Source organism: Arthrobacter sp. 01T419, from assembly GCF_056398865.1.
Map to the genome: position 1 here is coordinate 271,232 of NZ_JBFTQF010000002.1, position 25,761 is coordinate 296,992.

Sequence of the window (25,761 nt, forward strand, 5' to 3'; positions counted from 1 at the left end):
TTGTTAATGAGCCGGTCAGCGGGACTGATCGCCGGCTTGGCGGCGCGGCTTGATCTGGCGCCGCAGCTTGGCCACGGGGACGCTAGCTGTGTGCGGAGCGGCAGGCTTCTGGGCCCGGTGTACTGCCACGATTCCACCGCTCAAGTTGCGGTAGTTGACGTCCGTCCAGCCAGCTTCCTGCAGCCAGGCGGCCAGGTGGTCCTGGTCCGGCCAAGCGCGGATGGACTCGGCAAGGTACACGTACGCGTCCGGGTTGGAGGAGACCTTGGTGGCGATGGCCGGCAGCGCGCGCATGAGGTATTCGGTGTACATGGTGCGCCAGAGGGGCACTACGGGGGCCGAGAATTCGGCAATGACCAGTCGTCCGCCGGGCTTGGTGACGCGAAGCATTTCCTCGAGGGCCTTGTGCGGTTCGTTGACGTTGCGCAGGCCGAATGAAATGGTGCACGCGTCAAAGGAGTTGTCCGCGAACGGCAGGTTGGTGGCGTCCCCGGCAACGAAGTTGATGTCCGGGCGGCGGCGCTTGCCAACCTTGAGCATCCCTAGCGAGAAATCGCAGGCCACAACGTCCACTCCGGCGTCGGCATACGGCTCGCTGGAGGTGCCCGTACCTGCAGCCAGATCCAGGACCTTCTGGCCTACCCGAACATCCATCGCTTCCACGACGACGCGGCGCCAACGCCGGGTCTGCCCCATGGACAGGACATCGTTGACGACGTCGTATTTGGGGGCGACATCGTCAAACATCGTCGCAACTTCGTCCGGACGCTTTTCCAAGGATGCTCGGTTCACCCTGCAATTGTCTCAGACAAATTTGGGAAGAACTTTCGGGGCACTCCGTGCCGGCGCGGGTTCTCCTTGGGGCGCGACGGGTTTCCGTCTGGAGTTCCTGCCAGCCGACGCGGCTCCCCTTGCCCGCGGGAGTAATGTTGTTCCATCATGACGAGCACGCTCCGCACCTTGACAGTCCCCCTCGATGTTGATTCATCCTCCGGGGGGCTGCCGTCGTTTCTGGTCCGGGACGACGTCCTGTGCTGGTCCCGCCGCGAGAACGGACTGGTGGGCTTTGGCGAACTCGAACGCTTCACTGCCACCGGGCCCGATCGCTTTCTTGAGGCCGATATCTGGTGGCGCCATCTCGTCATCGAGGCCGACATCACAGATCCCCTCGAGATCCCCGGCACCGGCCCCGTGGCCTTTGGTTCCTTTGCATTCTCCAAGACCTCCCCCTTCGAATCGCGCCTGATCCTTCCAGAAATCGTGGTCGGGATCCGGGATGGGCAGTCATGGCTCACCCAGTTAACGCTCGACGACGTCGAACTCACCGAGGCGGGCGCCCTCACCGCACTCGCGGGCTGGCTCAGCCCCGCGGACGGTGAGCTTACCGCGGCGGGAGGCTCCGGCGTCGGGCACCCAACTGACTCGCATTTGTTGTCGTTTAGAAGGCTCATAACGACAACAAATGCGAGTCAGCTGGGGGACGGGAAGGTCACGCTTGAGAGCGGTTCACTGAGCGAAGCCGACTGGATGCAGGCCGTTGCGGACGGCGTGACGGAAATCCGGACGGGAAGGCTCGAGAAACTCGTCCTCGCCCGCGATGTTGTGGCAACGTTACCCGACGGCGTCAACGCCGCCCAGGTGCTCCGGCAGCTGGCCAGCCGATACCGCGAATGCTGGACATACGGCGTCGACGGCTTGGTGGGTGCGACGCCGGAAATGCTCATCCAAGTGGAGGGCCGGACTGCTCAGGCGCGAGTCCTGGCCGGGACGTTGGACCGCCGTGACGCTGTGGGGATGGACGGCTCCCCCATGGAATACGCCGAACGGGTGCTGGCCGGTTCCGAGAAGCAACGGCATGAGCATGAGATCGCCATCCAATCGCTGACCACGCAGCTTGCACCGTTCTCCGAGGCCATGAACGCCCACAGCGAACCGTTCATCCTGGAGCTGCCCAATGTCTGGCATCTGGCATCGGATGTGAAGGCTGAGCTCGCCGATATCGAGGGACATGTCCCTACGTGTTTGGCCCTGATCAACGCACTTCACCCCACGGCCGCCGTGTGCGGGACACCTACCTTGGTTGCCGGGGAACTGATCCGGGAGCTTGAGCACATGGATCGAGGCCCCTACGCGGGACCGGTCGGATGGCTCGACGCCGCGGGCAACGGCGAGTGGGGCATCGCGCTTCGTGGTGCAATCATCGAGAGTCCGAACACCGTGCGCCTCTATGCGGGCTGCGGGATCGTTGAGGGCTCCGTTCCCGAGGCTGAGCTGGCCGAGACGTGGGCTAAATTCCGGCCGATGCTCGAGTCCCTGGGGATTAGCAGCTAAGGCCCCAAACCCAAGGATTCCGTTCGAAACCTGCCCTCCCAACTGTCTGGGGTGCGAGACAATAGCCACGGTGGGGGTCTTGATTTTTTGCTTGGTAGGTTATCCAATAGTAAAACTTAGTTTTCTGTGACGCACATCTCATGTTCGGCGCTACACTATGAACCGATTAGTTTCGCATCCACTGCAACAAAAGGTAAGAAAATGCAGAAATTCCGTTCGCTTCCGGTCAGTTCGACGCTCAAGGCTGCAACCATCATCGCAATCGGCGCCCTGGCACTGACTGCCTGCACCAACGCCTCAGAGGCGGGCCCGTCGAGCGCCGCCTCGCCTTCCGGCAGTGCCAATGCAAGCTTTGACCCCAGCACTATCACCAAGGACGACACCCTGGCTGCACTGGTCCCCGCGGCCATCAAGTCCAAGGGCACGCTGACCGTCGGCTCGGACACGACGTATGCTCCTGCGGAATTCCTCGGAACCGACGGCCAGACCCCGGTCGGTTACGACGTCGACATCGCCAAGGCGATCGGCGCCACCCTTGGCCTGAAGGTCCAGGTGCAGACTGCCGAATTCACGGGCATCCTCCCGGCCCTCGGCCCCAAGTACGACCTGGGCATCTCGTCCTTCACCATCAACCCTGAGCGTCTCGGCGCCGTCAACATGGTCAGCTACTTCAACGCCGGCACCGCTTGGGCCGTGCAGAAGGGCAACCCGAAGAAGTTCTCCTTGGATGACATCTGCGGCAAGTCCATCGGCGTGCAGACCGGCACCGTTCAGGAAGACCCGGATCTCTCCGGCCGCAACAAGAAATGCGCAGCTGACGGCAAGCAGCCGATCAACATCGTGACGCTCAAGAACCAGACCGACGTCACCACCCGGCTGGTCAACGGCAGCATCGACGCCATGGCAGCCGACTCCCCCATCATCGGTTACGCCCTGACCCAGACCAACGGCCAGCTCGAGCGGTTCGGCGACGTTTACGACGCCGCTCCCCAGGGAATCGCTGTCGCGAAGTCTGACACCGCCCTCGCCGATGTCATCCAGAAGACCCTCACCAAGCTCATGTCTGACGGCTCCTACAAGAAGATCCTCACTGGCTGGGGCAACGCCGAAGGCGCCATCACCAAGTCCGAGGTCAACCCGGCGGTCAAGTCTTGAGTATTCCCGCCACCGATAACAAATCAGGTGCACAGATGGATCATCATCAACAAGGCCACGCAGCGCCGGTGCTGAACGACGCTGTGCCGGTCAGGCATCCGGGCCGCTGGATCAGCGCCATCATCGTTGTTGGCGCCGTGATCCTTATGATTCAGAGCGCGATCACGAACCCCAACTTCCGCTGGGACGTGGTCGGGACCTACATCCTGGACGTCAAGGTCGTCCAGGGCGTGGGCTGGACCCTGCTGCTGACCGTCGCGGCAATGGTCTTGGCGATCGTTCTGGCCATCCTGCTGGCCGTGATGCGCCAGTCCGACAACCCGGTCCTGCGCTACACAAGCTGGCTCTGGGTCTGGTTTTTCCGCGGCACCCCGGTCTACACACAGCTTCTCTTCTGGGGACTAGTCACGGTTCTTTATCCCACGATTTCCCTCGGGATTCCTTTTGGCCCTCAACTCGTGAGCTACGTTCTCTCGGACCCAACCCACGGCCTCATCCCGGCCATCCTGGGCTTGGGCCTGAACGAATCGGCCTACTTGGCCGAAATCTTCCGGGCCGGCCTGAAGTCCGTGGACAAGGGCCAGACCGAGGCCGCCGAAGCCCTAGGCATGGGCAAGGGAAAGATCATGTGGCGGATCGTCCTGCCGCAGGCCATGCGCATCATCGTCCCGCCCACCGGTAATGAGACCATCGGTATGCTCAAGACCACCTCCCTGGTATTGGCCGTGCCGTTCACTCTCGATCTGACCTTCGCGACCAACGCGTTGGCCAACCGGATCTACCTACCCATCCCTCTCCTGATCATTGCCGCCTTCTGGTACCTCCTGGTCACCAGTCTTCTCATGGTGGGTCAGCACTACATCGAGAAGTATTACGGCAAGGGCGTGGATACCAACCAGGCTCCAGCCCTCATCAACCCCGCAGCTGCCAAGGCTGCCGCGGCAGTCGCACCGAGCGCAGAAGCAGAGCCGTCGTTGAAGATGGAATTCCCCGAGGAGGAGGCAAAATGACGATCACCACCCAGAAACCGCTGGTACGGATCGAAGGCCTCCACAAGTACTTCGGTCCCCACCACGTCCTTCGCGGCATCGACCTGACAGTTAACCAGGGCGAAGTGTCCGTTGTCATCGGCCCGTCTGGTTCAGGCAAGTCCACGATGCTCCGCTGCGTAAACCTGCTCGAAACCATCAGCGCAGGTCGCATTTCCGTCGGTGACCAGCTGATCGGCTACCGCGAAGTCAACGGCCGTCTCCACGACCTGAAGGTCAAGGAAATCGCCGCGCAGCGCCGGGAAATCGGCATGGTCTTCCAACGCTTCAACCTGTTCCCGCACAAGACCGCGCTGTACAACGTCATGGAAGCTCCCGTGCAGGTCAAGGGCAAGAACAAGGCAGTCGCCAAGAAGGCCGCCCTCGAATTGTTGGACCGGGTGGGCCTGGCTGACCGAGCCAACCATTACCCGGCACAGCTTTCCGGTGGCCAGCAGCAACGCGTCGCGATCGCCCGGGCCCTGGCCATGGAACCGGAATTGATGCTCTTCGACGAACCCACCTCCGCCCTTGACCCCGAACTCGTGGGCGATGTGCTGAACGTGATGAAGGATCTGGCCAAGTCCGGCATGACCATGATCGTGGTGACCCACGAGATCGGCTTTGCCCGCGAAGTCGGCGACCGCCTGACCTTCATGGACGGAGGCGTGGTGGTGGAATCGGGCGACCCCCGCGAAATCATCGCCAACCCCCAGCACGCACGCACCAAGGAATTCCTCAGCCGCGTGCTGTAGGTTCGGGCTGCCGACACGCAAAATGCCCTGCGCGGCTGGAATTCCAGCTGCGCAGGGCATTTTGTGTGTCGCTGGGCATTTTTGCGCTACGCCCCGAGCAGCACCTGGGACACCGCAGCCTTGATGCGCGCGTGCAATGGACGCAGGCCGGAACGGTCAGTGCGTACCTCGACAATGCTGCGCCCCTTCAAAGGCGCGGCAAGCGCCGTGGCGAGCTCCGCCGTCGTACGTACCGAAATGTGCCCGACGCCGTATGCCGCGGCCAGCGCTGAAATGTCGACGCTGTGCGGGGTGCCGAAGAGGCGCTCGACGGCGGTGCCGTAGCCGCCGTCGTCCTCCACCTTGCCGTGCTCGAGGAGGCCGAAAATGCCCCCACCGGCGTCGTTGAGGACCACGATGCGGAGGTCCGGTCCTGGTTCTCCGGCTCCAAGGAACAGGCCACCGGCGTCGTGCAGGAAAGTGACATCGCCCAGGAGGAGGGTGGTTTCGCGGCCCGCGCCAAGGGCGATTCCGGTTGCCGTGGAGATGGTGCCATCGATGCCGGCGAGCCCACGGTTCGCGAACACCGTGGCGAGGGGCTCGGAGCTGGGCTGTCCGGCGAGGTCGACGTCGCGGATGCCGTTGGAGGAGCCCAGGACCAGCTGTCCGCGCGCGTGTTTCCAAACGGTGGCTCCCACGGCGGGACCGTTGGCTGCCTGCTCCGCCTCGAGGATGCCGTCGAGCGCATGTTGGGCTGCGGCCCCGGCCAGGAGCCAGGCGTCGAGCCACTCATCCGAGCCACGGCCAGCGAAGCCAGCCAACTCAGTCAGCGAATCAAAGCGTTCCTCGCTGCGCCGGCCATGTTCGTACCAGGCCACAGGAACGGGCTCGTACATGGCGGCGCGAAGGTCTCCGCGGGCCAACAAAGAGGCGACGGGCCTCGACAGCGTAGGCCGACCGAAGACCACCACCCGCTCGATCGGCAGTGCAGAGCCACGCCCGAAGTTGTCCAGCATGAGGCGGTACGGCCCGACGGCGTTGGGACCGAAGCGCGCGTTGGACGACGGCTCGGCCAACAACGGAAGGCCGTGGGCGCGGGCGAACGCCTCGGCGACCGGACCGGCGTCGTGCCCCGCCAAAACCACCGTCCGCCGTTCCGCTAGTTCGGCGGGAGCGGGGGGCATGCTCAGTGGCTGGGGACCGGAGTCGTAGTGGAAAACTCCGTGTCCCTTGGTGGCGGGCAGCGCCTCGCCCGGTTCCGGAACCAGTGGCTCGCGGAACGCCAGGTTGAGCTGCACCGGCCCGGGAGGCGTGTCTTCAAGGGCGCCCGTTGCAGCATAGATGGCAGTCTCGACGGCCCTCCGCGGGTTGCTGCCAGCGGCGATGTCGACGGCGAAACGAACGTGCTCGCCGAAGAGGTCCAGTTGGATGGTGGTCTGGTTGGCGCCGGTGCCGTGGAGCTCGGCAGGGCGATCGGCTGAAAGGACCACGAGGGGCACGGCGGCGTGGTTGGCCTCCATGACCGCGGGGAGAAGATTCCCGACGGCGGTGCCCGAGGTGGTCAGGACGGCCGCCGGGGCTCCCGTGGACAGGGCCAGGCCAAGGGCCGTGAAACCGGCAGAGCGCTCGTCGATCCTGACCAGGAGCCGGACGTTCCCGGCCGCTTCGGCCTCGGCCAGCGCATACGCCATGGGTGCCGAGCGCGAACCGGGAGAGACCACCACGTGCCGCACACCGCCGTCGAGCAGCGCCTTGACGGCGATCCGGGCAGCGGCGAGGGAGCTCAGGGAGCCTTGCGAAGTCACCGCACCAGTCTATTAGCGGCGCCTCCCCTCCAACGCTCGCTCACCTATGGGCGCCAAAACCCAAACGCTCGCTCACCTATGGGCGCCAAAACCCAAACGCTCGCTCACCTTTGGGCGCCAAAACCCAAACGCTCGCTCACCTTTGGGCGCCAAAACCCAAACGCTCGCTCACCTTTGAAAGCAAAGGTGAGCGAGCGTTTCCCTGCCGGCAGGACGTCAGGGGAAGGGGAAGGGCTAGCCGTCCTTGCGGAACACCTGCACGATCGACGGCCGCGGGGCGCGGACCTGGCCGGCGGCCGGGGTGGCGCCGGCGCCCACGTAGTCCGGGAAGTACGAGTGCGGAGCGTCGAAGGAACCTTCCTCGCCCGGGTGCTGCACGGCGACGAATACGGTCCGCTCGTCGTCGTGGACTATCGGTCCGCAGGTCTCGGCGTCGCGCGGTACGGCGAGGAACTGTTCAACCTTGCCGCGTTCGCTGCCATCCAGGGTGACTTTGAAGAGACCGTCGGCATACCCAATGGACGACGGCGCGCCGTCAGTGGCGATCCACATGTTGCCTGCCGAGTCGAAGGCCACGTTGTCCGGGCAGGAAATGGGCGAGACCTTGTCGGCCGGGAAGCCAGAGAAGTATGTGGAGGAGTTCTTGGCGGGATCTCCACAAACCATCAGGAGCGTCCAGTTGAAGCGCGTGGACGTCTGGTCGCCGGTTTCGGTGATCTCGACGATGTGGCCGTCGCGGTTCAACGTGCGCGGGTTGACCTCGGTGGCGCCTTCTTTGCCGGGCTTGCCGCGATCCGAGTTGTTCGTGCAGACCACGTAGACCTTGCCAGTCGCCAGGTTCGGCTCGACGTCTTCGCAGCGGTCCATCTTCGTGGGACCGACCTTGTCCGCGGCGAGGCGGGTGTACACCAGGACTTCAGGAACGGACATGCCCGGAACAGCGGAGACGCCGTCGACCACCAGCGGAAGCCACTCGCCGGAACCGTCGAATGCGCCGTCGGACGGAAGCTTGCCACTGCCATCGATTTCGGCTGCGGGAGAGTCGCCCGTGAATTTGGCCACGTAGAGATCACCTTCGGAGAGAAGGTTCATGTTGTTCCGGCGCGCCGCCGACGAGTCTCCGGCCATGTACTTGCCCTTGGAGACGAATTTGTAGAGGTAGTCGAAGCGCTCGTCGTCGCCCATGTATGCCACCACATGGCCGGACTCGGCCACGATCACGTTGGCGCCTTCGTGCTTGAAACGACCCATGGCGGAGTGCTTCTTGGGTGTGGAGGAGGGGTCGAACGGGTCGACTTCCACGATCCAGCCAAAGCGGTTGGTTTCGTTGGCGTAGCCGGCGTTACGAGTGTCGAATCGCTGCTCGTCCAGCTCCCACTTGCGCGCGGTGGCCTTGGATGTAAGCCCGTAGCGCTTGTCGCTCGCCGAGGTGCCGGGAGCCGCGAAGTAGCCGTTGAAGTTTTCCTCGCCTGAAAGGATGGTCCCCCAGGGAGTGGTGCCGCCGGAGCAGTTGCCCAGGGTACCCTTGATGGCCCGGCCCGAGGGGTCGTCGATGGTCTTGACCAAGTCCGTGCCAGCGGCGGGGCCGGTGAGCTCGTAGGTAGTGTCTGTCAGGAAGCGGCGGTTCAGCTGGGCACCCTTGACGTAGTTCCACGGCTTGTTCTTGTTCTTGCGCTCGAGTTCAACAACCGTGAGCCCATGCGCGGCACGCCCGATCGCGCGCGCCTCCGCAGCCGCCAAAGTTGCCGGGAACATGATGTTCTCGTTGGTGTACTCGTGGTTGGTGAAGAGCACGGCACGGCGGTCCTTGGAATCCGGGATGGGCAGGATGTCCGTGTAGTCGTTGTTGTAGCCGAACTGGCGGGCCTGTGCCGCTGCGGTCTGACCGTTCAGCTCGAAGGCCGGCGAGTCGGCAAAAAGGGGATCGCCCCAGCGGATGATCGGCTGCCACGCGAAGCCTTCCGGCACGGTGAACTCATCCACGATGTAGTCGACCGGCTTGATCGGGGTGAACTTGAGTTTGGCCTTGTCGAAGCCGGCCTTCGCAGCAGCCGAAAGGCCGGGACCGCCGTCGGCCACTGCCTTTTCAGGCGCAGCGAGCCCGCTCAGTACGACGGCGAGCGCACCGGCGGCGCCGAGGCCCAGGGCGGCGCGGCGGGACACAGCCGCGGAAGCGACATCGCGGAAGTAGGCGTTGGAGCTCGTGTTGCAAACGTCGCCGGAACAGGCGTTGTCGCACTTCAGGGCGCACGTGACGGGACTGCGCTTGCCCTTCGTATGGCCGAGCATGGGGAGCAAGGCGAACTTGCGGTTGGTTGATTCAGACATGGGAATACCTCCGGGGATTGAGTGATTTCCCCACCCTTGCAGCGCCAGCGGAATCCGAGAGGACGCTCCGGTTAAGTTCCGGTGAACTCCCAGCATTTTCACAGTTATCTATGCATGCAGGAGCGCATACACGCGGCGGAGTCGGTCCAGCCACCAGTCGCGACGTTCAGCGGAGGCCGCAAACCGCTCCAGCAGTTCCTCGTCGGCGACGGCTTCGCGGACGCGGATGGCGCCGTCGTCGGGCACTAACGGATCCCGGGTGATGTCCGAGGCGAACAGCCGCACGGTCCCCAGCCCGCACGCGTACGGCAGTTCCGGCAGCGCGGCGGCGAGCGCGAGCCCAGCGCGGATCCCCACGGAGGTGTCCAGCGCCGAGCTCACGACGGCGGGAAGCCCGGCTTGCGCCACAATGTCCAGCGCGCGCCGCACTCCCCCAAGGGGCGCCACTTTGACCACGACCAGGTCCGCCGCGCCGGCTCGGGCCACCTTGAGGGGATCATCTTCCTTGCGGACGGATTCATCAGCGGCGATGAGCACGGGCGTTCCCTGCCGCGCGAGCCGACGGCGGACTTCGGCGAGTCCTTCGATCTGCGGCACGGGCTGCTCGGCGTATTCGAGCCCGACGGCGGAGAGCCGCCCGAGTGCCTCGACCGCCTGGGGCACGTCCCAGCCCGCGTTCGCGTCCACGCGGATCGCGGCGTCCGGCAGGGCCTCCCGGACTGCGGTGACGCGCGCGACGTCGTCGGCCAGTTCCTGCCCGCGCTCGGCGACCTTGACCTTGACGGCGTCCACGCGGCCGAAGCGTTCCAGGACCTCGGGCACCCGGGTGGCAGGTACGGCGGGGACGGTGGCGTTGACGGGAATGGTGTCCCTGAGTGGCGCCGGAAAACCCTGCCAGGCGGCTTCGACGGCGGCGGCGAGCCAGCGGGAGGCCTCGGTGTCGCCGTACTCGGGGAACGGACAAAACTCGCCCCACCCGGCCGGGCCGCGGAACAGCAGGGTTTCGCGTTCCATGATGCCGCGGAACTTCACCCGCATCGGAAGGCTGACTACCGTGGCGGTAGCGAGGAGCTCGTCAAGTGTGGGGACCGCTTGGGGGCTGGCGAGCGCGGCAGACATGGCTTCACTCTAGCGTGGTGATCGCTGGGTCGAGTTGCCGCCCGGCTGTTTGTGGTGAGGGCGGCGGATGGTGTTCGAAGTGCAGGAGGGTTCGCTGGAAGACCGCCATATGTGAAGGAGGGTCGGAGGAAAGGGGGGTCATATCTGCAGGAGGGTTCACTTCCGAAGACGCGCAGAATACGCTGATGCAAGCTGCCCTGTTTCCAATCCCCCGCCCCGTTTCATCGCCTTCCCTGGCCTTATCCCTTTCCCCATCACTCTCCGCCCCTTCCCTACCTTGGAGCTCATCGATGACAGGTTGGAATGCCGAAAACCTCGCAGGTTCGGCGGGCGCAGGCGCCGTGACCCTATTGGCGGGAACATCTTTTTGTGTGTCCGCAGCTAACGGCGACATGGACCAATTGCGCCCCCACGGAATGTTTTTCCGGGACACGCGGTTCGTTTCCCACTGGGTGCTCGCAGTGAACGGCCACGCCATCGAGGCCCTGGGCTCACCGGTCCCGGAGCCCTACCGAGCTGATTTCATCGGCCGGGCGGCACGCACCGACGGTCTAGCAGACAGCAATCTGTTGATCGAACGCCGACGGAGCTTGTTCGGCGGAGTGCGCGAGGAAATCACGGTCAGGAACTTTTCCAACAAAGCCACTCGATGCACTGTTTCGCTGACGGTGAGTGCTGATTTTGCCGACATCTTCGAAGTCAAAGAAGGGCGAGCAAAGCACGAGAGTGTGCATCTGGCGCAGGGAAGCAACGGCGCCCTGGTCCTTGAATCCCAGCGGCAGGGGCGGCATGTCCTGGTCACTGTCGACGCCCCGAGTGCCGTGGTTGACGGTGATGTCCTCAGCTATGACATCGCCATCGGGCCCCAAGGCCATTGGTCAACAAGCGTGACCGCCACGCCAAGCATCGACGGGGTTGGACCGGATGCCGACGCCTCTGTCTGGGGCAGCCAGCGTCCCTACGACGTCCCGGAAGAGAGGTTGCAGGAGTGGCACGGTAAGGTTCCCCAAACCGACGTGGCCAACCACGCCTTCCAAAAGGCGTTGGATCAAAGCAGGGCGGACCTCGGCTCGTTACGGATCTTCGATCCCGACCATCCCGGGCGCACGGTGGTGGCGGCAGGATCGCCTTGGTTCATGGCCCTCTTCGGCCGGGACTCGCTCCTGACTTCGTTCATGACCCTTCCCCTCGACCCCTCGCTGGCCTTGGGTACCCTCCAGACTCTCGCAGACCACCAGGGCCGCACCGTCAATCCGCTCAGCGAGGAGGAACCCGGGCGAATCCTGCATGAGGTCCGTCTCGGTGCCAGTACGGGCCTGGCCCTTGGGGGTGGGAGTGCCTACTACGGGTCGGTGGATGCCACTCCGTTGTTCGTCACGCTTGCCGGGGAGCTCACCCGCTGGGGATTCCGTTCCGAAGTCACGGAATCCCTCCTGCCTGCGGTGGACCGGGCCTTGGATTGGATCCGCGATTACGGAGACGCCGACGGGGATGGCTTCGTAGAGTACTTGCGGGCTACGGACCAAGGACTGCTCAACCAAGGCTGGAAGGATTCCGGGGACGGCATCAATTTCGCCGACGGGACATTGGCTACGCCACCAACCGCACTGTGTGAAGTCCAAGGCTATGTGTACACGGCTTATCTCAGCCGGGCCCTCATGGCGCAAGAGGACGGAGATGCGAAGCTGGCTGCGGTGTGGGGTGCCCGGGCGGCCGAGCTCAAGCGTAAGTTCAACGAGCAGTTCTGGCTCCCTGAACGCGGCTATTTCGCCATCGCCCTGGACCGCGACAAGCGGCCGGTAGATGCGTGCGCGTCCAATATGGGTCATTGCCTTTGGAGCGGAATCGTCGACGACGACAAGGCTCCGTTGGTCGCGGAACGGCTAATGTCGGACTCCATGTTCACTGGGTGGGGCGTCCGGACGCTCGCCTCAGACATGGCGGCCTACAATCCTGCGAGCTACCACAATGGCTCGGTGTGGCCACACGACAATGCCCTCATCGCTGGCGGCTTGATGCGTTACGGCTTCGTGGAGGAGTCCCGGCGGATCGTCATGGGCCTCTTGGACGCGGCGGAAGCATTTGGGGGGCGGCTGCCGGAGTTGTTCTGCGGTTTGGACAGGAAAACCTACGGGATGCCCGTCCCGTATCCCTCGTCATGTTCGCCGCAGGCGTGGGCGGCCTCCACACCGATTCATCTGCTCCGCGTGCTGCTCCGCTTCGATCCGTGCCTCACGCACGGAGGACTCTGGCTGGCCCCGGTGGTTCCTGAAGGCTTCGGGGACATCAAGATGCAGAACATTCCCCTCGCCGGATCCCGAATTTCCGTGGAGGTGGTCAATGGACAAACACGGGTTACAGACCTGCCCGAAAATATCGCACTTCACTTCGAGGCCCGCAAACCGCTTTCCGATCTGCTGGATGTCCACCACGTCACCGCAGGACTGCGGCGGGGGAAGTAGTTGCGCATCGGATTGGTTGCCCCGCCCTGGATCCCCGTCCCACCGCCCGCTTACGGGGGCACGGAGTCGATCATCGATATCCTGGCGCGTGGCCTGTCCGCAGCGGGGCACGATGTGCTTCTGGCGGCGGCGTCCGGAAGCACATGTCCAGTGGCCAAAGTCCCTGGGCCTCCGCCCGCGGACGGATCCAGGATAGGGAACGGCACCGACGAACTTCGCCACAGCGTGTATGCCTTCGCGGCCATGGAGGACGTCGACCTCATCCACGACAACACGCTGGCCGGGCCGCTCTATAGGCATCGGCCACGAGGAATTCCCCTTGCCGCAACGGCCCATCTTCCGTTTTCAGCCGAGAACCACGACATTTACCAGGCGATGGCAACCGACACTGCGATCATTGCCATCTCGAAGCATCAAGCAGACTCTGCTCCGGGGATCAAGGTACGGAGGGTCATTCACCACGGCATCGACACGCAATCCGTCCCGTTCGGAACCGGCGACGGCGGCTACGCCAGCTTCCTTGGCCGGATGCATCCTGGCAAGGGCTTGCCCGAAGCAATAGAGACCGCCCGGATGGCCCGGATTCCGCTACGAATTGCGGCCAAGATGTACAGCGCGGAGGAGCACGAGTATTACTCCGCGGTCATCGCGCCATTGTTGGGGCCCGACGTCGAATACCTCGGCGAGCTGAACGCCGCCGACAAGTTTGTCCTCCTGGGCGGCTCCGTGGCGTTGCTGAATCCGATCCAATGGGATGAACCCTTCGGGATGGCCATGATCGAGGCCCTCGCTACCGGCACGCCAGTAGTGGCAACATTCCGAGGATCCGCCCCGGAGATCGTTTCCGAGGGCGTCACTGGCTACCTCGGCTCCAATCCCCCGGAACTCGCATCCGCCCTCATTGCTGCAACCGCGCTTGACCGCAGCGAATGCCGCCGAGCCGCGGAAACCTACTTCGGCGCCGAAAGGATGGTTGCCGAACACCTGGAGCTCTATGCGGAACTTCTCGCCGGGCAGAAGTGATCCTCCCAGCCAGATATGGCACCCTGAAGATAATGAGTTTTCCTAGCACAGGCCGGCTGCCGGCCACACAGAGGACCGCAACCAAGCGTTGGGCAGGCACCGGAACGGGCTTCCTTTTTGTGCTGGCAACTTTGGCATGCGTGGCCGGATTCGCCGCGACCTACTATTTCTTTGTCCGCACCACAACGGGACAGTACATCGACGAATCCGCCCTGGTGGAGGCCGTGACCCTCAACGGACCGGCCGAGCGGGCAACCACCAAGTTCCTCGATTGGTTGCCGGTCATTTCGGTGGCGATCGCCGCCGTCGTCGTTCTTTTCGTCACCGTAGCGCGCCGGCGCTGGAAGGCTGCGGGCATCGCACTGGCCGCTTGTGTGGCGGCAAACCTGGCCACGCAGGTCTTGAAGGATTGGTTCCCGGACAGGCCGTTCCGCGGCGTCCAGACCATCGAGCTGAATTCGCTGCCGTCCGGCCACACCACGCTGGCGGCCTCCGCGGCGGCTGCCGTGTTCCTGGTGGTGTCGCCGCGTTGGCGCCCCATAGCCGGGTTCCTGGGCGGGACGTTCGCGGCGGCGGCCGGGGTGTCCACCCTGATCAACCAGTGGCACCGGCCCGCCGACGTCGTAGCGGCGTTCCTCTTGGTGGGAGCGGTCATGCTTCCGGCCGGCTGGCTGGTGCTGCGTACCGGAAACAGCTGGAATGTCCAGGACGATCGCGGTGACCATTGGGCGTCCTCGCGCTTATGGCTGTTGTTATCGGCCCTGGCGGGCGTCGCTGCGGCGGCTGTTGCGGTGTACTCGCTGATCAAGATCGCTCCTGGTTTCGGCCAGGAAAGCAGCACCACCAACTACTTCTGGGCCGGGGCCTCGCTGATCGTCATCACGGGTTATCTGGCAACGGTCGCCGCCACCTGGCTTTTCGGACTGAGTGCCCGACGGCGGCAAGCACCCTGAGTGCCCGACGGCGGCCGGYGCCTCAGTCCCGGCCGTCGCCCTAGCGGCCCGTCACCCTCGCGGCCCGCAGTATGACCGGCCCGCCGCGCCATGAGGGTTCAACCGCACCAGCTGGGGAGAAACCCGGGAACGCTTTTCAGGACCATGCCGGTTTTCAGATCCACGAGGTCTGTCCGCATGGGGGAAGGTTCCGGAAGAACCGGGTATTGGTCTCCAGCGTATTGCGGGGGTGCCGTTTCGACGGCGAGGTAGTCACGGGCCGGGGAGACGCACATGTCCAGGAGACGGGACCATTCGGCGGCAGGCTGGTAGAACTGCCGCGGGCCGTTCTTGTCGGTGAGGACGATGGCGGAAGTCTCTTTCCCGGCGTCGTACTTCCTCACGACCTGCGCGTATTGTCCGGAACCGTCCAGGACCAAAGGCTGGCCCGCGGAGTTGGTGACCGGGTTGGAAGGATCGGGCGCGAAAGTGGCGGCGAGGGTCAGTGGTGCGGGTGTGCCGGTGGTGAGGTTGATGGTTGAGTATCGAAGCGGGTCTATGCCCTTTCTTAGCCCCGGATCGGCTACGGCGAGTTCGTTGGTGCCGGGGACGAACCCAAGGATCCCGGCATGCGTACCCAACGGCGATACTTTGCCCGTTCCCTGCGCGTCAATGAGAAACATGGACCGGTCATCGGTTTGCGCCACTAATGTCGCCGTATCAGGGACGAATCGCCAGTCCGCAGCCGACACCGCACCGTTTATCCCCTGGACGGCTCGCGGACCTGAGGATGGCTGGACGACGTCGTACACGAAGAGTGTTTTCCAGAACTGGTCTGTGGTTGACGTCCCGGTGAAAGTGAAGCCAATGAGGTGTTTGGACCCTGCCGCATGAAGGTTCGCCACCGTTCCCCGGCTCGGCAAAGGAACCAGCGTTGGCGGGCCGCCGGCGAGGGAAACGATCTCCAGTGAGCTGGTGTTGTCGTCGTTGATCGTGACGACGGCGAGGGCGGAGGGAAGGGCTGCGTATTCCTGAATGCGGGGAGCACTGACAATGGCGGTGGACTCGCCACTGCCGGAGAGACTTGTGCCGCGGATAGTGTCCGGCTTCTTCACCCCTGCGTCGTCCTTGCCCGTGTCCCGTTGCAGGGTGTAGAGCGCGAAATCTGCGGAGGCGGAGGAACGGGGCAACATCGAGGTGGCGTTGGCGTGCGGGAGCTTCGCCAGATTCGCGGCCGTCAGAGCGCCGGCAAGCACGGCGAGGATCGTCATGGTGCCGTAGAGGCGCCGAGCGAAGCGGCGGCCGGCCAGGAGCGCAGCTGCGGCTGCAGCGGCCGCGGCCCGCTTGGTGGACACCGGGCCGAGTTTGACAGGCGCAGGGCTGCGCTTAGTAGACATAGGGCTGCGCCGGCTGGGTGGCGGGGGTGATGGAATCCGGTATGAGCACGATTGCCTCGCGACTGCCCGGGTTGGGGTTGGCGCGAAAACCGCTGGAGATGGTGACCCAACTGTCGGTTTTGTACTCGTTCTGCCAGCCGGGGTGATACACCGGAATGCCAATCGGCTGGGCATCGACGGCACAACAGGTGACCACAAAGCGGGCCACGAAGAAGACATTGGGATCGGTCTTGTCCGGGGTGATGAACCCGGTCACGGTGGCAGTCTTGTCGGCAAAAAAGTCCTGCCCGGCACCGGACCGAAGCAGCGATGCCCAGTCCCTCACCGTGAACGCGGAGTAATCGCCGTGGCTTGGCAGGGCGGGCGCTTTCAGCGTCAGGGCAGACGCCGAACCGTTGAGGTCCCGTTGGGCGACTGTCGCCGTCGTAAGGGTCGACGGCGGCAGGATCAGCAGGGCGACGACGGCGGCGATGACCGTTAGCACGCTTCCGAGCGGCCACAGCCAGCCCCACCGGGATCCGCGCTCCCCGGCGTGGTCATGCTCGCGCTCGTGGTCGTGCTCGTTGGGGGTGGCGGGCGTGGCGGGGTCAAGAGCGAAGGCCGCGAGGGCGAGCACAGCCGCGATCACGGCCATGACGATCGTGAACACGAAATAGCGTGGATGGATGTACAGGGCGAGCTGGCCTGTCAGTCCCAGCCAGATCGTGGCAATGAGGCCGATCAGGCTAAGAACCACTCCCTGCCAGTGGCCCACGAGCCGCCTAATGACCATAGTTCACCGCCAAGCCGAGCACGGCCGCGCAAAGTGCTACCAGCAGGCTGAGCTGGAGAAGGGTCTTCGCCGTAAACGTGGTGCGCATCAGGGCAAGCATTTTCACGTCGATCATTGGCCCGAAAACGAGGAAGGCAACAATGCCTCCCGGCATGAAGGTTGCGCCGAAAGACAGGATAAAGAAGGCATCCACGTTTGAGCAGATCGCGACGACGAACGCCAGCAGCATCAACGCCAGGACGGACCAGACGGGGTTGCCGCCCAGTGTGACCAGAACTTCGCGGGAAACTGCAACCTGGATCAGTCCAGCCATGCCCGCGCCGATAAACAAGGCCGGCATCATGGCGCGCGTCTCCTGCGAGAACATCCGCACGCTGCGCCTCACCCTCCCGGCTGAGCCGCTGTGGCGGTCTGCCAGGGTACAGGTCTCCTGGAAACGGGCGGTCAGGAGGTCCTGGGGCCTCGGATGGCGGCTGTAGATCCAACCGACAAGGTTTGCGATGAAGAAGCCGCTAAGAATGCGTGCGGCCAGGATGCCGTTGTCCCAGCCGAAGGCCTGCGCGGTGGTGACGATGGTTACCGGGTTAAGGATGGGAGCCGCGAACAGGAACGTCATCGACTCCGCAACTGTGAGACCCTTGACCACCAATCCCCGGGCCAGCGGAACATTCCCGCACTCGCAGACCGGCAGTAGCATCCCCAGAAGTGAGAGCACCAGCCGCCGCAGCACTGGGCTCCGTGGCAGACGGCGGAGCAGCATGCCCTCCGGGAGCCACACTTGGACCGCGATCGAGAGGACAATCCCGAGGAAGACGAAGGGCAACGATTCGACAACCACGCTGATCGACAACGTGGCGAAGTCGCGAGCGGCGTCGGGAAGTCCGAAGGTCGCTGACGCGGGCGGGGCCAGCACCCGTACGACCGCGAACAGTGCAACGATGGCGAGGCCGACGGCGAGCCTGGCAGCAGACTTCGATACGGAAGCGCGGGCCGGGCTTCTTTGCTCGTGTGTCGACAGATCGCGCTTGTCGATTGCGGGCAGCGTCACGGGCACTCCTTCCTCCTTGACCCGGCCAGGCGCGCCTGACTGTAAGGCTAAGAAAACGACGGTAGCTAGTTACACCAGAAGTTCTACCTAACCGGGCCTCGGATGGAACGAGTATTGACCACTCGTCTCTGGCAGCAGCCTCGCAGGTACGCCAGGCGTACCCTGAGGCTATGGATGCCGAAGTCCTGAATCTCAGGCTCAGCACGGGCATCACGGTGCCGTGTCTCGTCCGCGGCGACGCCGGCGCGAAGCCCCTGTTGCTGTTGCATGCATGGGGTGAATCCCGTCGAAGCTTTGATCGTCTTGTACCCCGGATGACCGACTTCAGGGTTTACGCCCCCGACCTCCGCGGACAGGGCGATGCGGACAAACCAGAGGATGGCTATTCGCTGGTAGGACAGGCCGAGGACGCCGCGGCCATTTTGAACGCCCTCAATGTGGGCAGGGCATTCGTCCTTGGCTCCTCTAGTGGCGGCTATGTGGCCCAGCAGCTGGCCATCCAGTACCCTGATCGCGTCGCGGCGCTTGTGCTGGTGGGTTCTCCCCTGAGCCTTCGGGCTCGGCCCGCTTTCGCCAATGACGTCAACCGCCTTGAGGACCCCATCGACGAGGACTGGGTACGGAATTCCCTGTCCTGGTTCCCCCTGTTGCATTCGGTTCCCACGTGGTTCATCGAGGACCGGGTACACGACGGGATCAGCATGCCGGCGCACGCGTGGAAGCGCATTCTCGATGGTTTGTGCACGGCGACGCCGCCCACCGAGCGCGGAACAATTCTCGCGCCCACCTTGATCTTGTGGGGCGCACACGACTCGGTGCTGCCTCGGAGGCACCAGGAAGTCTTGGCGGCCCGAATACGGGACGCCATTTTGAAGGTTTATCCAGGTGTGGGGCACTTGGTCTTGTGGGAGTGTCCGGACCGGGTGGCGGAGGATGCGACCGCGTTCCTTGGTTCTCTCGGCTAAGCTCTCAACGCGGCTGCGGTACCAGAGCGCGCAACCTTTGCCTGGCCGGCTCCTCGACATACTTGAACAGAACGTGAGTGGCCAGGGCAACGCCGGCCAGGCACCCCGCTGCGAGCAGGTTCGTCGCCAGCGGACCAGCCCCATGCGGCCAGTTCAGCCAGTAGAAGAGGTAGATGAAGAACATGTGCACCAGGTACAGGCTGTAGGAGCTGCGCCCGCCATACTGCAGCCAGCGCGCGGACAGCGCCGAGCGGAGCCAGCCGCGGGTCAGCCCCAGCAGGGCGATCAGCAGCGGGAAGGCCAGCACGGCCAGCCGCCCCGGGCCCGGTTTTCCGGCCGCGGCCAGGAAGATGACGACGGCGGCCCCGGCCAGTACCGCACCTGGGCCCGCCAGCGCGGGATTGAAGTTCATTCGGTCCGCGTTCCGGACGGCGATGCAAGCGAAGGCGCCGGCGATGAAGCAACAGGCGATCCGCAGCAGCCACTCATAAGGCTGATGCTCACTGCCGGCGATTGGCAGGTTCTGACCCCACGCGGCCGTCGGCAGGAGGACCAGGACTGAGGCGGCAAGTGCGGCCAGCGGATGCAGCCCGCGCAGCCGAAACAGGACGAGTGCCAGCAATGGAAACGTCAGATAGGCCAGCCATTCGGCGCTGACTGTCCAACCCGGCCCGAACCAGCTGGCGCCGTCGGTACCCGGTTGGAACCAGAGATGAATCATCAGCAACTGTTTGGCCAGCCCCCACGGCGACAGATCCGGAGCCTGGGTCTGGAGCGACCAGGTCGCCACGGATTGCTCTTCGGTTCCGTACGCGAACCACAGGCCCAGGACGCCCACCACCAGTGCGAACGCCGGCCACATCCGGGCGAATCGGGCCCAGACAAAGTCCCTGGCCGCACGCCAGCGGAACCGCGGGCCGAGCCGGTCCAGGTAGGTGTAGGTGATGATGAAACCGCTGAGTACAAAAAACACGTCCACGCCCAGGTCGCCATTGGCCATGACCGGGCCGAACAGCTCATAGACAGGGGACAGGAAAGTCTGCCGCATGGCCTGAAGGTGGAAGAGCACCACCCAAAGCGCCGCGACGAAACGCAACGCGGTCAAGGTCCCGAGGTCAGGGCGGGGCTGCTGTGAATTGCTATCCAGCCGGCGATTCTCCACCCCGGAATGGTGTGGTCGGGCGCTGTCCGGGGCAAGTTTCCCAGGGGTCGGATTCGCAGTGGTGACACGATGCGGAGGCGAGATGACTGAGAACATCCAATTCACCGTACCCGAAGCGCCTGACCGGAGTCTGGGAGAGGGCGGCAGGCGGTGCCGGACCCGCCCCATGTGGCCGTTACGGGCTGACTCTGCCGCCCACCATCAGGCAGCGCCCGACGGCGGACCGTCCCGCCGTCGTCGGGCTTAGTAGTTCCTGCGGTGCTTGAGTTTGGGGAGCGCGACGGCGAACACGACCGCGGCGGCTACGCCCAGAACTCCGGTGGCCCAGACCCCCGCGGCGAGGGATACCGCGGCTGTGAGGGCCGAGAGCAGGACCGGGCCGCCGGTGGAACCTGCGTCGGAAATGAACCTCCACAGGCCAAGGAATTGGCCGCGGCCCTTGTCCGGCGAAAAGTCGGCGCCGAGGGTCATGATGAGTCCCGAGCTGATGCCGTTGCCGAAGCCGATCAGGAGCGAGGCCAGCAGCAATCCCACAAACTCGGCCGATAAGGGCATGAGGAACAACGCCGTGCCCATGATGAGGGTGGACGGGACAGCGACCCACATGCGCCCTTTACGGTCCATGAGTTTGCCGGCCGGGTAGAACACGAGCATGTCGATCGCGCCGGAGAGGCCATAGATGAGTGAAGCGTGCGTTGCGTCCAGTCCTAGGTGGTCCGCCCACAGAGGGATGACCACTTGGCGTGAAGCCCGGAGCGCGCTGAGCAGGAGGATCCCTGTGCCAATCGTCAGGAACACGCCCGCGTGGGAAACCGCAACACCCCGAAGGGTGGGCTCGGGTCCCTTGGGTCCGCCGTCGGCGTCGTCCGGCACCACCAGATCGGGGATGGTGAGGGACAGCACCGCCGCGGCCGTCATGCCCACGACGCCAACCCAGTACGCACCGCTGATGCCTGCGAATTGCATCACGGCCGCGCCGACGAAGGGACCGATGAACACGCCGATCCGGGTGACGCCGCCCAGCGTGGAGAGGGCGCGCGCCCGGAAAACGACCGGGACGGCCTCGGTGAGGTACTTCTGGCGGGCCAGGTTGAAGACGCTGGTGGACATCCCGACCACGGTCATCGCCGCGGCGAGAAGCCAGATGCCATTGTGCGCAAGGAGGGGCGCGAACCCCGCGGCCAGCAAGGCCAGGGCTCCGGCAGCGCCCGCGCTCACGATGGCCCATCGTTCGCCGAACTTGATGGTGATAAGCGACGCCGGCAGGTTGAAGAGCCACGATCCCAGCCCGATCAACGTGGCCACCAACGCGGAAACGGCCACGGTAGCGCCAAGGTCCCGGGCGGACAATACGACCACCGGAAGCACCGCGCCTTCACCAATACAGAACAGCAGAGCGGGCCCAAAGGCGGGCAAGGCAATGCTGCGGAGGCTAAAGGGCTGGACGGTGCGGGTTGTTGTCATCCCTTTCATCCTAGGGCGACGGCGCACCCGCCCTGGACTTCCGCGCGCCAACGCAGGTGCGACGCGCCGCGCGCCAACGCAGGTGCGACGCGCCGCGCGCCAACGCAGGTGCGACGCGCGAATTACCTTCCGCACCTGGAATTCCGGCTGCGCGGGGATTTTGGCGCGTCGCGGGGAATTCGGCGCAGCGCATGACGAACAGCGCAGCGCGGCGCGCGTCATGACGCAGACCGCGGACGACGCCGGGGCACGCCTGCCGCTGCCAGCTTCCGTTCGAACACGCGGGGATCCGTGAGTTCAGCCCATACCCAACGGACGACGCCGCACCCCGTGGCACGGATCCGGTCTTCACGGAGCTTCTCCTCGATGACGGCTTGAGCGGGCGTCCGCCCTTTCAGGAATTCCGGCTTCAGGTACTTATCGATGCCGTCGAACTCCCCTACCAACCGCCTACCCTTCCAGTAGAAGTCCGCATAACCCACGCGGCCTGCTGCGTCGCGGAATTCGCGTTGAAGAACGGGAGCCTCGAATCCAGCGGCATGCATCAAAGCGCGGCTGTAGGACTCGCCCGCCGATCCGGACAAGGGATCCGCGAAATCGATCGCCGCTTGGATCCTCCGGATGGCCGCTGCCGTGTAGATTCCATCCACTCCGGCCAGGAGCGTCTCCTTAGAAATGGCGGGCAGTCCCCGTTTCCTGTCCGCTTTGAGCACGTGGTCCAAGGGAGCGATGGATTCGACGAACGGGGTGAACGCGGCCAAATCCAGTACCGTGCGCACCCTGCCCGTCACCAAGAGTCCCTCGCGGCGATGCACCGTGAGGCTAGCGGGGTCCGCGTAGTGGCGTGATATCCCGGCACGCGAGCGGCCGCCGTCGTTCTTCAGGGTGACGGCTTGCACCGGATGATGCACGCCTATGGTGGGGATCCCCCACACAGACGCTGCCGAGTGCCTGGCGAATATGGTCCGCGCGCTGGAGGTTTCGGCCGCAGCGCTGACCCGGACACGATATTGTTCCCACGGTTTCAGTGCGGCCCACGCAGCGCCGTCAACGTACACCCCTTGGCGCAAACGATGCAGGGTGCCCGCCTTGGCCCTCCGGGCGAGTTCCTTGAGGGTCGTGCCGTGAAAAAGGTGATCTCTGCTGAGGATCAAACGGGGCAAATGGGTCATGCATAAGAAACTGCCACGTTGACTTCGGCCCGCGGCAGCACCGAATTCCTCCATGTGGACAACTCCAGGGAAATAATCCCGACGCGCCCCATGCCGTCTGACACCGCATTCTCCCTACGACCCCGGAATTCCCGCTGCGTCAGGAATATAGCGCAGCGCAGGCCACCAACCGCAGCGCAGGGGCAGAACCGCAGCGACTACTTCAGGAAGCTCGCGCTGAAGGAGTTCAGGTCTACGTTGATGCCATTCAGGGTGTGCTCGAACTTCTGCTGGATCCCCACGCGCATCGTCCCGGCAGTGTTCCAGCCGCCGTACTGCACCGGGGCCGGAGCCAGATAGTTCGCGGTCCAGCTGGCGTAGTTGATGTTGCTCGTGTCGGTATCCCACAGGGGTACGTCCGAGAACGCCGTGCTGTTGTTCATCAACCCGGGCCACATGCCGCTTCCGCTGTAGATCACGGGCCGCACGCCTAGGCTCCGCACGCCGTCCACCATGGCCCGCGTTACCGGGGCTCCGCCGGGCTCGACGTCCAAGGCGAAGAACTGCAGCTGCGATATGTACGGGCCTGCGGCTTTGATCCCGCCCTCCCAGCACGACGCGTCACGCGTGTAGACCGCGATCTTGAGGCCGGCGTCGAGCGCCATCTTCAATTGGGCCTGGGTCTGTTGCCAGGCAGTGCACGTGCCCCAGACGGTTGAGTGCATCACGTAAAGGCGGAAGCCCTCGGCGTAGGCCTGACGGAACCAAGCGGGGTCGGTGATGGCCGCCGTGGTGTCGAGCACCTTCACCGAGCCGTTCGGAGCATCTTGGGGCACGACGACGGCGGGCGCGGGGGCGGCGGAAGGCTGCGGAACGGCGGGAGGTGCTGAAGCAGCCGCGGGAGCGGGGACAGCGGCGGCCGGAGCGGGGACCGGGGCCACCTCGGCGGCGGGGGCGGCGTTCGCGATGGGTGCGGGGCCGGCGTCGGGCGCTGGTCCGGCGGAAGGGCCGGCACTGGGTGCGGGGCCCGTGGTGGCGGCTGAGGCACCGGTCAGTCCGAGGAGAAGTAATGCAGCGAACGCGAAAGCAAGGCTTTTTGGAATCACAATGAGGCTCCTGGGTGCCGGCCACGGGTTCAGAAACGGGCGCAGCAAAGTGTCACAAAGGTCAAGGATGAGGTGCACCATGCCCGGGCCCAGTTCCCGGTCATGGCGAGGACGCCCCGCGAAGCGGAAGACGTCCACCGCCAACTTTAGGAAAATCCGGGCAGAAGCGACAATTTGCAATCCACGTAGCAGTCGGGTAGCAACCGGCCGGACTCGGGGACAATCCAGGTAGTAAATAGAGTGTTGACCGCGCCGCTCAAGGGACTAGCTAAGTACCCAGGAGATCTTGGTCACAAAACTAGAGTGGACGGGTCAACGCTCCACGGAGGTAACAAGTAGTAACTACCCGCAGCGACGCACATCCTGATCTGCGACCCGCTTTCCGTCCAGCGCGCACGAAATTCGCGTAGCGATAGGAAGAAACCGCCGCGAAAACGCTACACGTACCCGTCCACGATCGCGGCCGCGATCTCTTTGTAGGCACGGCGGGTCTCGGGGCGCAGAACGTCCAGGGTGACCAGGTCGCCGTCGGCCACTCCCCTGTCGTGCGGAACCGCAATCAACTGGCGGCAGATTCCGGAGAGGTGTTCCTCGATGGCGTCTTTGTCCACGCGGGAAGAGACTTCATCCTTGTCCGTGATGACCACGATCGCGTTGCGGGCAAGCTCCTCGTAGCCGTGGCTCGCAAGCCATTGGAGGGTGCTGCGGGCACGCTTGGCACCGCTGACGGCGTAACCGGCGGCGATGATCAGGTTGTCGGCCGATTGCAGGATGCCGCTCATCGCGTTGTGTGTGACGCCGGTGCCGCAGTCGGTCAGGGCAACGGAGTAATAGCCGGAAATCAACTGGCGGATCCGCAGGTACTCTTCGGCGGTCAGTGAATCCGAGACTTCCGGGTCCTGTTCGCCGGCAATCAGGTGCAATCGACCCGCGTGGTGCATGTATCGGGCGAGCGCCGTGAGCGAATCGACGTTCTCGACGTTCTTAAGGAGGTCCGTGATGGTGCGCGGAGTGGCCTTCTGGTAGATGCCTTCGCCCAGAGCGCGCTCCACGAGGTCGCCGGAATCGGGGTTTGCGTCGATGGCGCAGGGCGGGTCGCCGCGGAATTCCGCGAGGGTAAGGCCAACGCCTACCGTGGTGGAGGTCTTCCCGATCCCGCCTTTAAGACTCAGGACGGCGGTGTTGTAGCTGCCTTGGAGTTGGCGGGAAATGCGCCGCGCCAACTCGTCTTCCTCGCGCTGTTTGGCGCTCGGCCCAAGGTTCCAGGCGCCGCCGGTCAGTTTGTAGAGCATGCCGCGGAAGCCACCGATGGGGCGCGGCTTCTGCTCCTTCACGAAGGAACCGGGCGACGAGATGAAGTCCGAGATCGGAGCGTTTGCGGCCGCGGCACGTCCGGCCCGGCCTGCGGTTAGCGCAGGAGCCCCCGACGCCGGTGCTGCCGCCGTCGGGCCCTCAACGCCGGGTTCTTCACGGCTGGAGTCTTCACTAGCGGAGTCTTGACGGACGGGTTCCGCTTCGATGGACGCGTCGGCGGCGGCGGCTGCTTCAGCCCAGGATCTGCTCTGAAGCGGGGCCGCGGGTGCTGAGGGTGCCTCGGAATCGTTAGGCGTGATGATCGGCATAGTTCCTGTCCAGGCGTCGTCGTCGCCCTCTGCACGACGGCGATCGCGGCGTCGGCGAAGTTCCGGCTGCCCTTCGCTTGATGCGGCGGCGCTCGCTTCGTTATCCACAGAATCCGGCATGGTCTTGTCCCCTAGGACTCGCAGCGTTGTGCGCCGC

The 25,761-nt window shown here is 64.5% G+C and carries 20 protein-coding genes; 8 read left to right on the forward strand and 12 right to left on the reverse strand.

Annotated elements, in window-relative coordinates; translation table 11 throughout:
* Positions 1–15: 15 nt before the first annotated feature.
* The gene (locus AC1DLO_RS04950; protein ID WP_476889458.1) at positions 16–792 is read right to left on the reverse strand and encodes a demethylmenaquinone methyltransferase; all 777 of its coding nucleotides are present in this window, start codon (positions 790–792) and stop codon (positions 16–18) included.
* Positions 793–939: 147 nt separating this feature from the next.
* On the opposite strand from AC1DLO_RS04950, the gene AC1DLO_RS04955 reads away from it, so the two are divergent.
* The 4 genes from AC1DLO_RS04955 to AC1DLO_RS04970 all read left to right on the forward strand — a co-directional run bounded on the left by AC1DLO_RS04955 (position 940) and on the right by AC1DLO_RS04970 (position 5,269).
* Positions 940–2,331 carry an isochorismate synthase gene (locus AC1DLO_RS04955; RefSeq protein WP_476889459.1) on the forward strand — a complete coding sequence of 464 codons (1,392 nt, stop codon included), beginning with the start codon at positions 940–942 and terminating at the stop codon, positions 2,329–2,331.
* A gap of 201 nt (positions 2,332–2,532) precedes the next feature.
* Positions 2,533–3,486: an ABC transporter substrate-binding protein gene (locus tag AC1DLO_RS04960; RefSeq protein WP_184738488.1), complete on the forward strand. Its 954-nt coding sequence runs from the start codon at positions 2,533–2,535 to the stop codon at positions 3,484–3,486.
* 35 nt (positions 3,487–3,521) lie between these two features.
* Entirely contained in the window at positions 3,522–4,496 is a 975-nt protein-coding gene (locus tag AC1DLO_RS04965; protein WP_184738490.1) for an amino acid ABC transporter permease, read from the forward strand.
* On the forward strand, positions 4,493–5,269 hold the full coding sequence (locus AC1DLO_RS04970; protein WP_311770546.1) for an amino acid ABC transporter ATP-binding protein: 777 nt from the start codon (positions 4,493–4,495) through the stop codon (positions 5,267–5,269). The genes AC1DLO_RS04965 and AC1DLO_RS04970 overlap by 4 nt, the downstream gene beginning before the upstream one ends.
* Before the next feature lie 86 nt (positions 5,270–5,355).
* Here the strand turns inward: AC1DLO_RS04970 and menD are convergent, their stop codons facing one another.
* From menD to AC1DLO_RS04985, 3 genes are all read right to left on the reverse strand, one after another.
* Positions 5,356–7,053, reverse strand: a complete 1,698-nt coding sequence (gene menD / locus AC1DLO_RS04975) for a 2-succinyl-5-enolpyruvyl-6-hydroxy-3-cyclohexene-1-carboxylic-acid synthase (protein WP_476889460.1) — start codon at positions 7,051–7,053, stop codon at positions 5,356–5,358.
* A gap of 234 nt (positions 7,054–7,287) precedes the next feature.
* On the reverse strand, positions 7,288–9,381 hold the full coding sequence (locus AC1DLO_RS04980) for a PhoX family protein (RefSeq protein ID WP_476889461.1): 2,094 nt from the start codon (positions 9,379–9,381) through the stop codon (positions 7,288–7,290).
* Between the two features lie 108 nt (positions 9,382–9,489).
* Positions 9,490–10,500 carry an o-succinylbenzoate synthase gene (locus AC1DLO_RS04985; RefSeq protein ID WP_476889462.1) on the reverse strand — a complete coding sequence of 337 codons (1,011 nt, stop codon included), beginning with the start codon at positions 10,498–10,500 and terminating at the stop codon, positions 9,490–9,492.
* Between the two features lie 290 nt (positions 10,501–10,790).
* Here AC1DLO_RS04985 and AC1DLO_RS04990 point away from each other — a divergent pair, with 290 nt between their 5' ends.
* Genes AC1DLO_RS04990 through AC1DLO_RS05000 form a run of 3 tightly spaced genes read left to right on the forward strand, consistent with a single transcriptional unit; the run spans position 10,791 to position 14,938 of the window.
* Complete coding sequence (locus AC1DLO_RS04990) at positions 10,791–12,962, forward strand: amylo-alpha-1,6-glucosidase (RefSeq protein ID WP_476889463.1); 2,172 nt, start codon at positions 10,791–10,793, stop codon at positions 12,960–12,962.
* Positions 12,963–13,985: a glycosyltransferase family 4 protein gene (locus tag AC1DLO_RS04995; RefSeq protein WP_476889464.1), complete on the forward strand. Its 1,023-nt coding sequence runs from the start codon at positions 12,963–12,965 to the stop codon at positions 13,983–13,985.
* 32 nt (positions 13,986–14,017) lie between these two features.
* The gene (locus AC1DLO_RS05000; protein WP_476889465.1) at positions 14,018–14,938 is read left to right on the forward strand and encodes a phosphatase PAP2 family protein; all 921 of its coding nucleotides are present in this window, start codon (positions 14,018–14,020) and stop codon (positions 14,936–14,938) included.
* Between the two features lie 98 nt (positions 14,939–15,036).
* Here the strand turns inward: AC1DLO_RS05000 and AC1DLO_RS05005 are convergent, their stop codons facing one another.
* Genes AC1DLO_RS05005 through AC1DLO_RS05015 form a run of 3 tightly spaced genes read right to left on the reverse strand, consistent with a single transcriptional unit; the run spans position 15,037 to position 18,128 of the window.
* Complete coding sequence (locus AC1DLO_RS05005; RefSeq protein ID WP_476889466.1) at positions 15,037–16,272, reverse strand: hypothetical protein; 1,236 nt, start codon at positions 16,270–16,272, stop codon at positions 15,037–15,039.
* 31 nt (positions 16,273–16,303) lie between these two features.
* Complete coding sequence (locus AC1DLO_RS05010; RefSeq protein ID WP_476889467.1) at positions 16,304–17,086, reverse strand: TIGR03943 family putative permease subunit; 783 nt, start codon at positions 17,084–17,086, stop codon at positions 16,304–16,306.
* Positions 17,076–18,128: a permease gene (locus tag AC1DLO_RS05015; protein WP_476889613.1), complete on the reverse strand. Its 1,053-nt coding sequence runs from the start codon at positions 18,126–18,128 to the stop codon at positions 17,076–17,078. The genes AC1DLO_RS05010 and AC1DLO_RS05015 overlap by 11 nt, the downstream gene beginning before the upstream one ends.
* 176 nt (positions 18,129–18,304) lie before the next feature.
* Here AC1DLO_RS05015 and AC1DLO_RS05020 point away from each other — a divergent pair, with 176 nt between their 5' ends.
* Positions 18,305–19,099 carry an alpha/beta fold hydrolase gene (locus tag AC1DLO_RS05020; RefSeq protein WP_476889468.1) on the forward strand — a complete coding sequence of 265 codons (795 nt, stop codon included), beginning with the start codon at positions 18,305–18,307 and terminating at the stop codon, positions 19,097–19,099.
* Between the two features lie 4 nt (positions 19,100–19,103).
* On the opposite strand, the gene AC1DLO_RS05025 is transcribed toward AC1DLO_RS05020, so the two are convergent.
* From AC1DLO_RS05025 to AC1DLO_RS05045, 5 genes are all read right to left on the reverse strand, one after another.
* Positions 19,104–20,195 carry an acyltransferase family protein gene (locus tag AC1DLO_RS05025; RefSeq protein WP_476889469.1) on the reverse strand — a complete coding sequence of 364 codons (1,092 nt, stop codon included), beginning with the start codon at positions 20,193–20,195 and terminating at the stop codon, positions 19,104–19,106.
* 309 nt (positions 20,196–20,504) lie between these two features.
* Positions 20,505–21,725 (reverse strand): MFS transporter, encoded by a 1,221-nt coding sequence (locus tag AC1DLO_RS05030; protein WP_476914415.1) that lies wholly within the window; start codon positions 21,723–21,725, stop codon positions 20,505–20,507.
* A gap of 218 nt (positions 21,726–21,943) precedes the next feature.
* Positions 21,944–22,897: a hypothetical protein gene (locus AC1DLO_RS05035; RefSeq protein ID WP_476889471.1), complete on the reverse strand. Its 954-nt coding sequence runs from the start codon at positions 22,895–22,897 to the stop codon at positions 21,944–21,946.
* A 197-nt stretch (positions 22,898–23,094) separates the two neighbouring features.
* Complete coding sequence (locus tag AC1DLO_RS05040; RefSeq protein ID WP_476889472.1) at positions 23,095–23,982, reverse strand: glycoside hydrolase family 25 domain-containing protein; 888 nt, start codon at positions 23,980–23,982, stop codon at positions 23,095–23,097.
* Between the two features lie 437 nt (positions 23,983–24,419).
* On the reverse strand, positions 24,420–25,724 hold the full coding sequence (locus AC1DLO_RS05045) for a MinD/ParA family ATP-binding protein (RefSeq protein ID WP_476889473.1): 1,305 nt from the start codon (positions 25,722–25,724) through the stop codon (positions 24,420–24,422).
* Positions 25,725–25,761 lie beyond the last annotated feature (37 nt).

Excerpts from the sequence above, each read along its gene's own strand:
- AC1DLO_RS05030 (WP_476914415.1), bottom strand. The coding sequence starts at position 21,725 with ATGACAACAACCCGCACCGTCCAGCCCTTTAGCCTCCGCAGCATTGCC.
- AC1DLO_RS05045 (WP_476889473.1), bottom strand. The coding sequence starts at position 25,724 with ATGCCGGATTCTGTGGATAACGAAGCGAGCGCCGCCGCATCAAGCGAA.
- AC1DLO_RS04960 (WP_184738488.1), top strand. The coding sequence starts at position 2,533 with ATGCAGAAATTCCGTTCGCTTCCGGTCAGTTCGACGCTCAAGGCTGCA.
- AC1DLO_RS04990 (WP_476889463.1), top strand. The coding sequence starts at position 10,791 with ATGACAGGTTGGAATGCCGAAAACCTCGCAGGTTCGGCGGGCGCAGGC.
- AC1DLO_RS04980 (WP_476889461.1), bottom strand. The coding sequence starts at position 9,381 with ATGTCTGAATCAACCAACCGCAAGTTCGCCTTGCTCCCCATGCTCGGC.
- AC1DLO_RS04955 (WP_476889459.1), top strand. The coding sequence starts at position 940 with ATGACGAGCACGCTCCGCACCTTGACAGTCCCCCTCGATGTTGATTCA.
- AC1DLO_RS05035 (WP_476889471.1), bottom strand. The coding sequence starts at position 22,897 with ATGACCCATTTGCCCCGTTTGATCCTCAGCAGAGATCACCTTTTTCAC.
- AC1DLO_RS04970 (WP_311770546.1), top strand. The coding sequence starts at position 4,493 with ATGACGATCACCACCCAGAAACCGCTGGTACGGATCGAAGGCCTCCAC.
- AC1DLO_RS05020 (WP_476889468.1), top strand. The coding sequence starts at position 18,305 with ATGGATGCCGAAGTCCTGAATCTCAGGCTCAGCACGGGCATCACGGTG.
- AC1DLO_RS04985 (WP_476889462.1), bottom strand. The coding sequence starts at position 10,500 with ATGTCTGCCGCGCTCGCCAGCCCCCAAGCGGTCCCCACACTTGACGAG.
- AC1DLO_RS04965 (WP_184738490.1), top strand. The coding sequence starts at position 3,522 with ATGGATCATCATCAACAAGGCCACGCAGCGCCGGTGCTGAACGACGCT.
- AC1DLO_RS05000 (WP_476889465.1), top strand. The coding sequence starts at position 14,018 with ATGAGTTTTCCTAGCACAGGCCGGCTGCCGGCCACACAGAGGACCGCA.
- AC1DLO_RS05010 (WP_476889467.1), bottom strand. The coding sequence starts at position 17,086 with ATGGTCATTAGGCGGCTCGTGGGCCACTGGCAGGGAGTGGTTCTTAGC.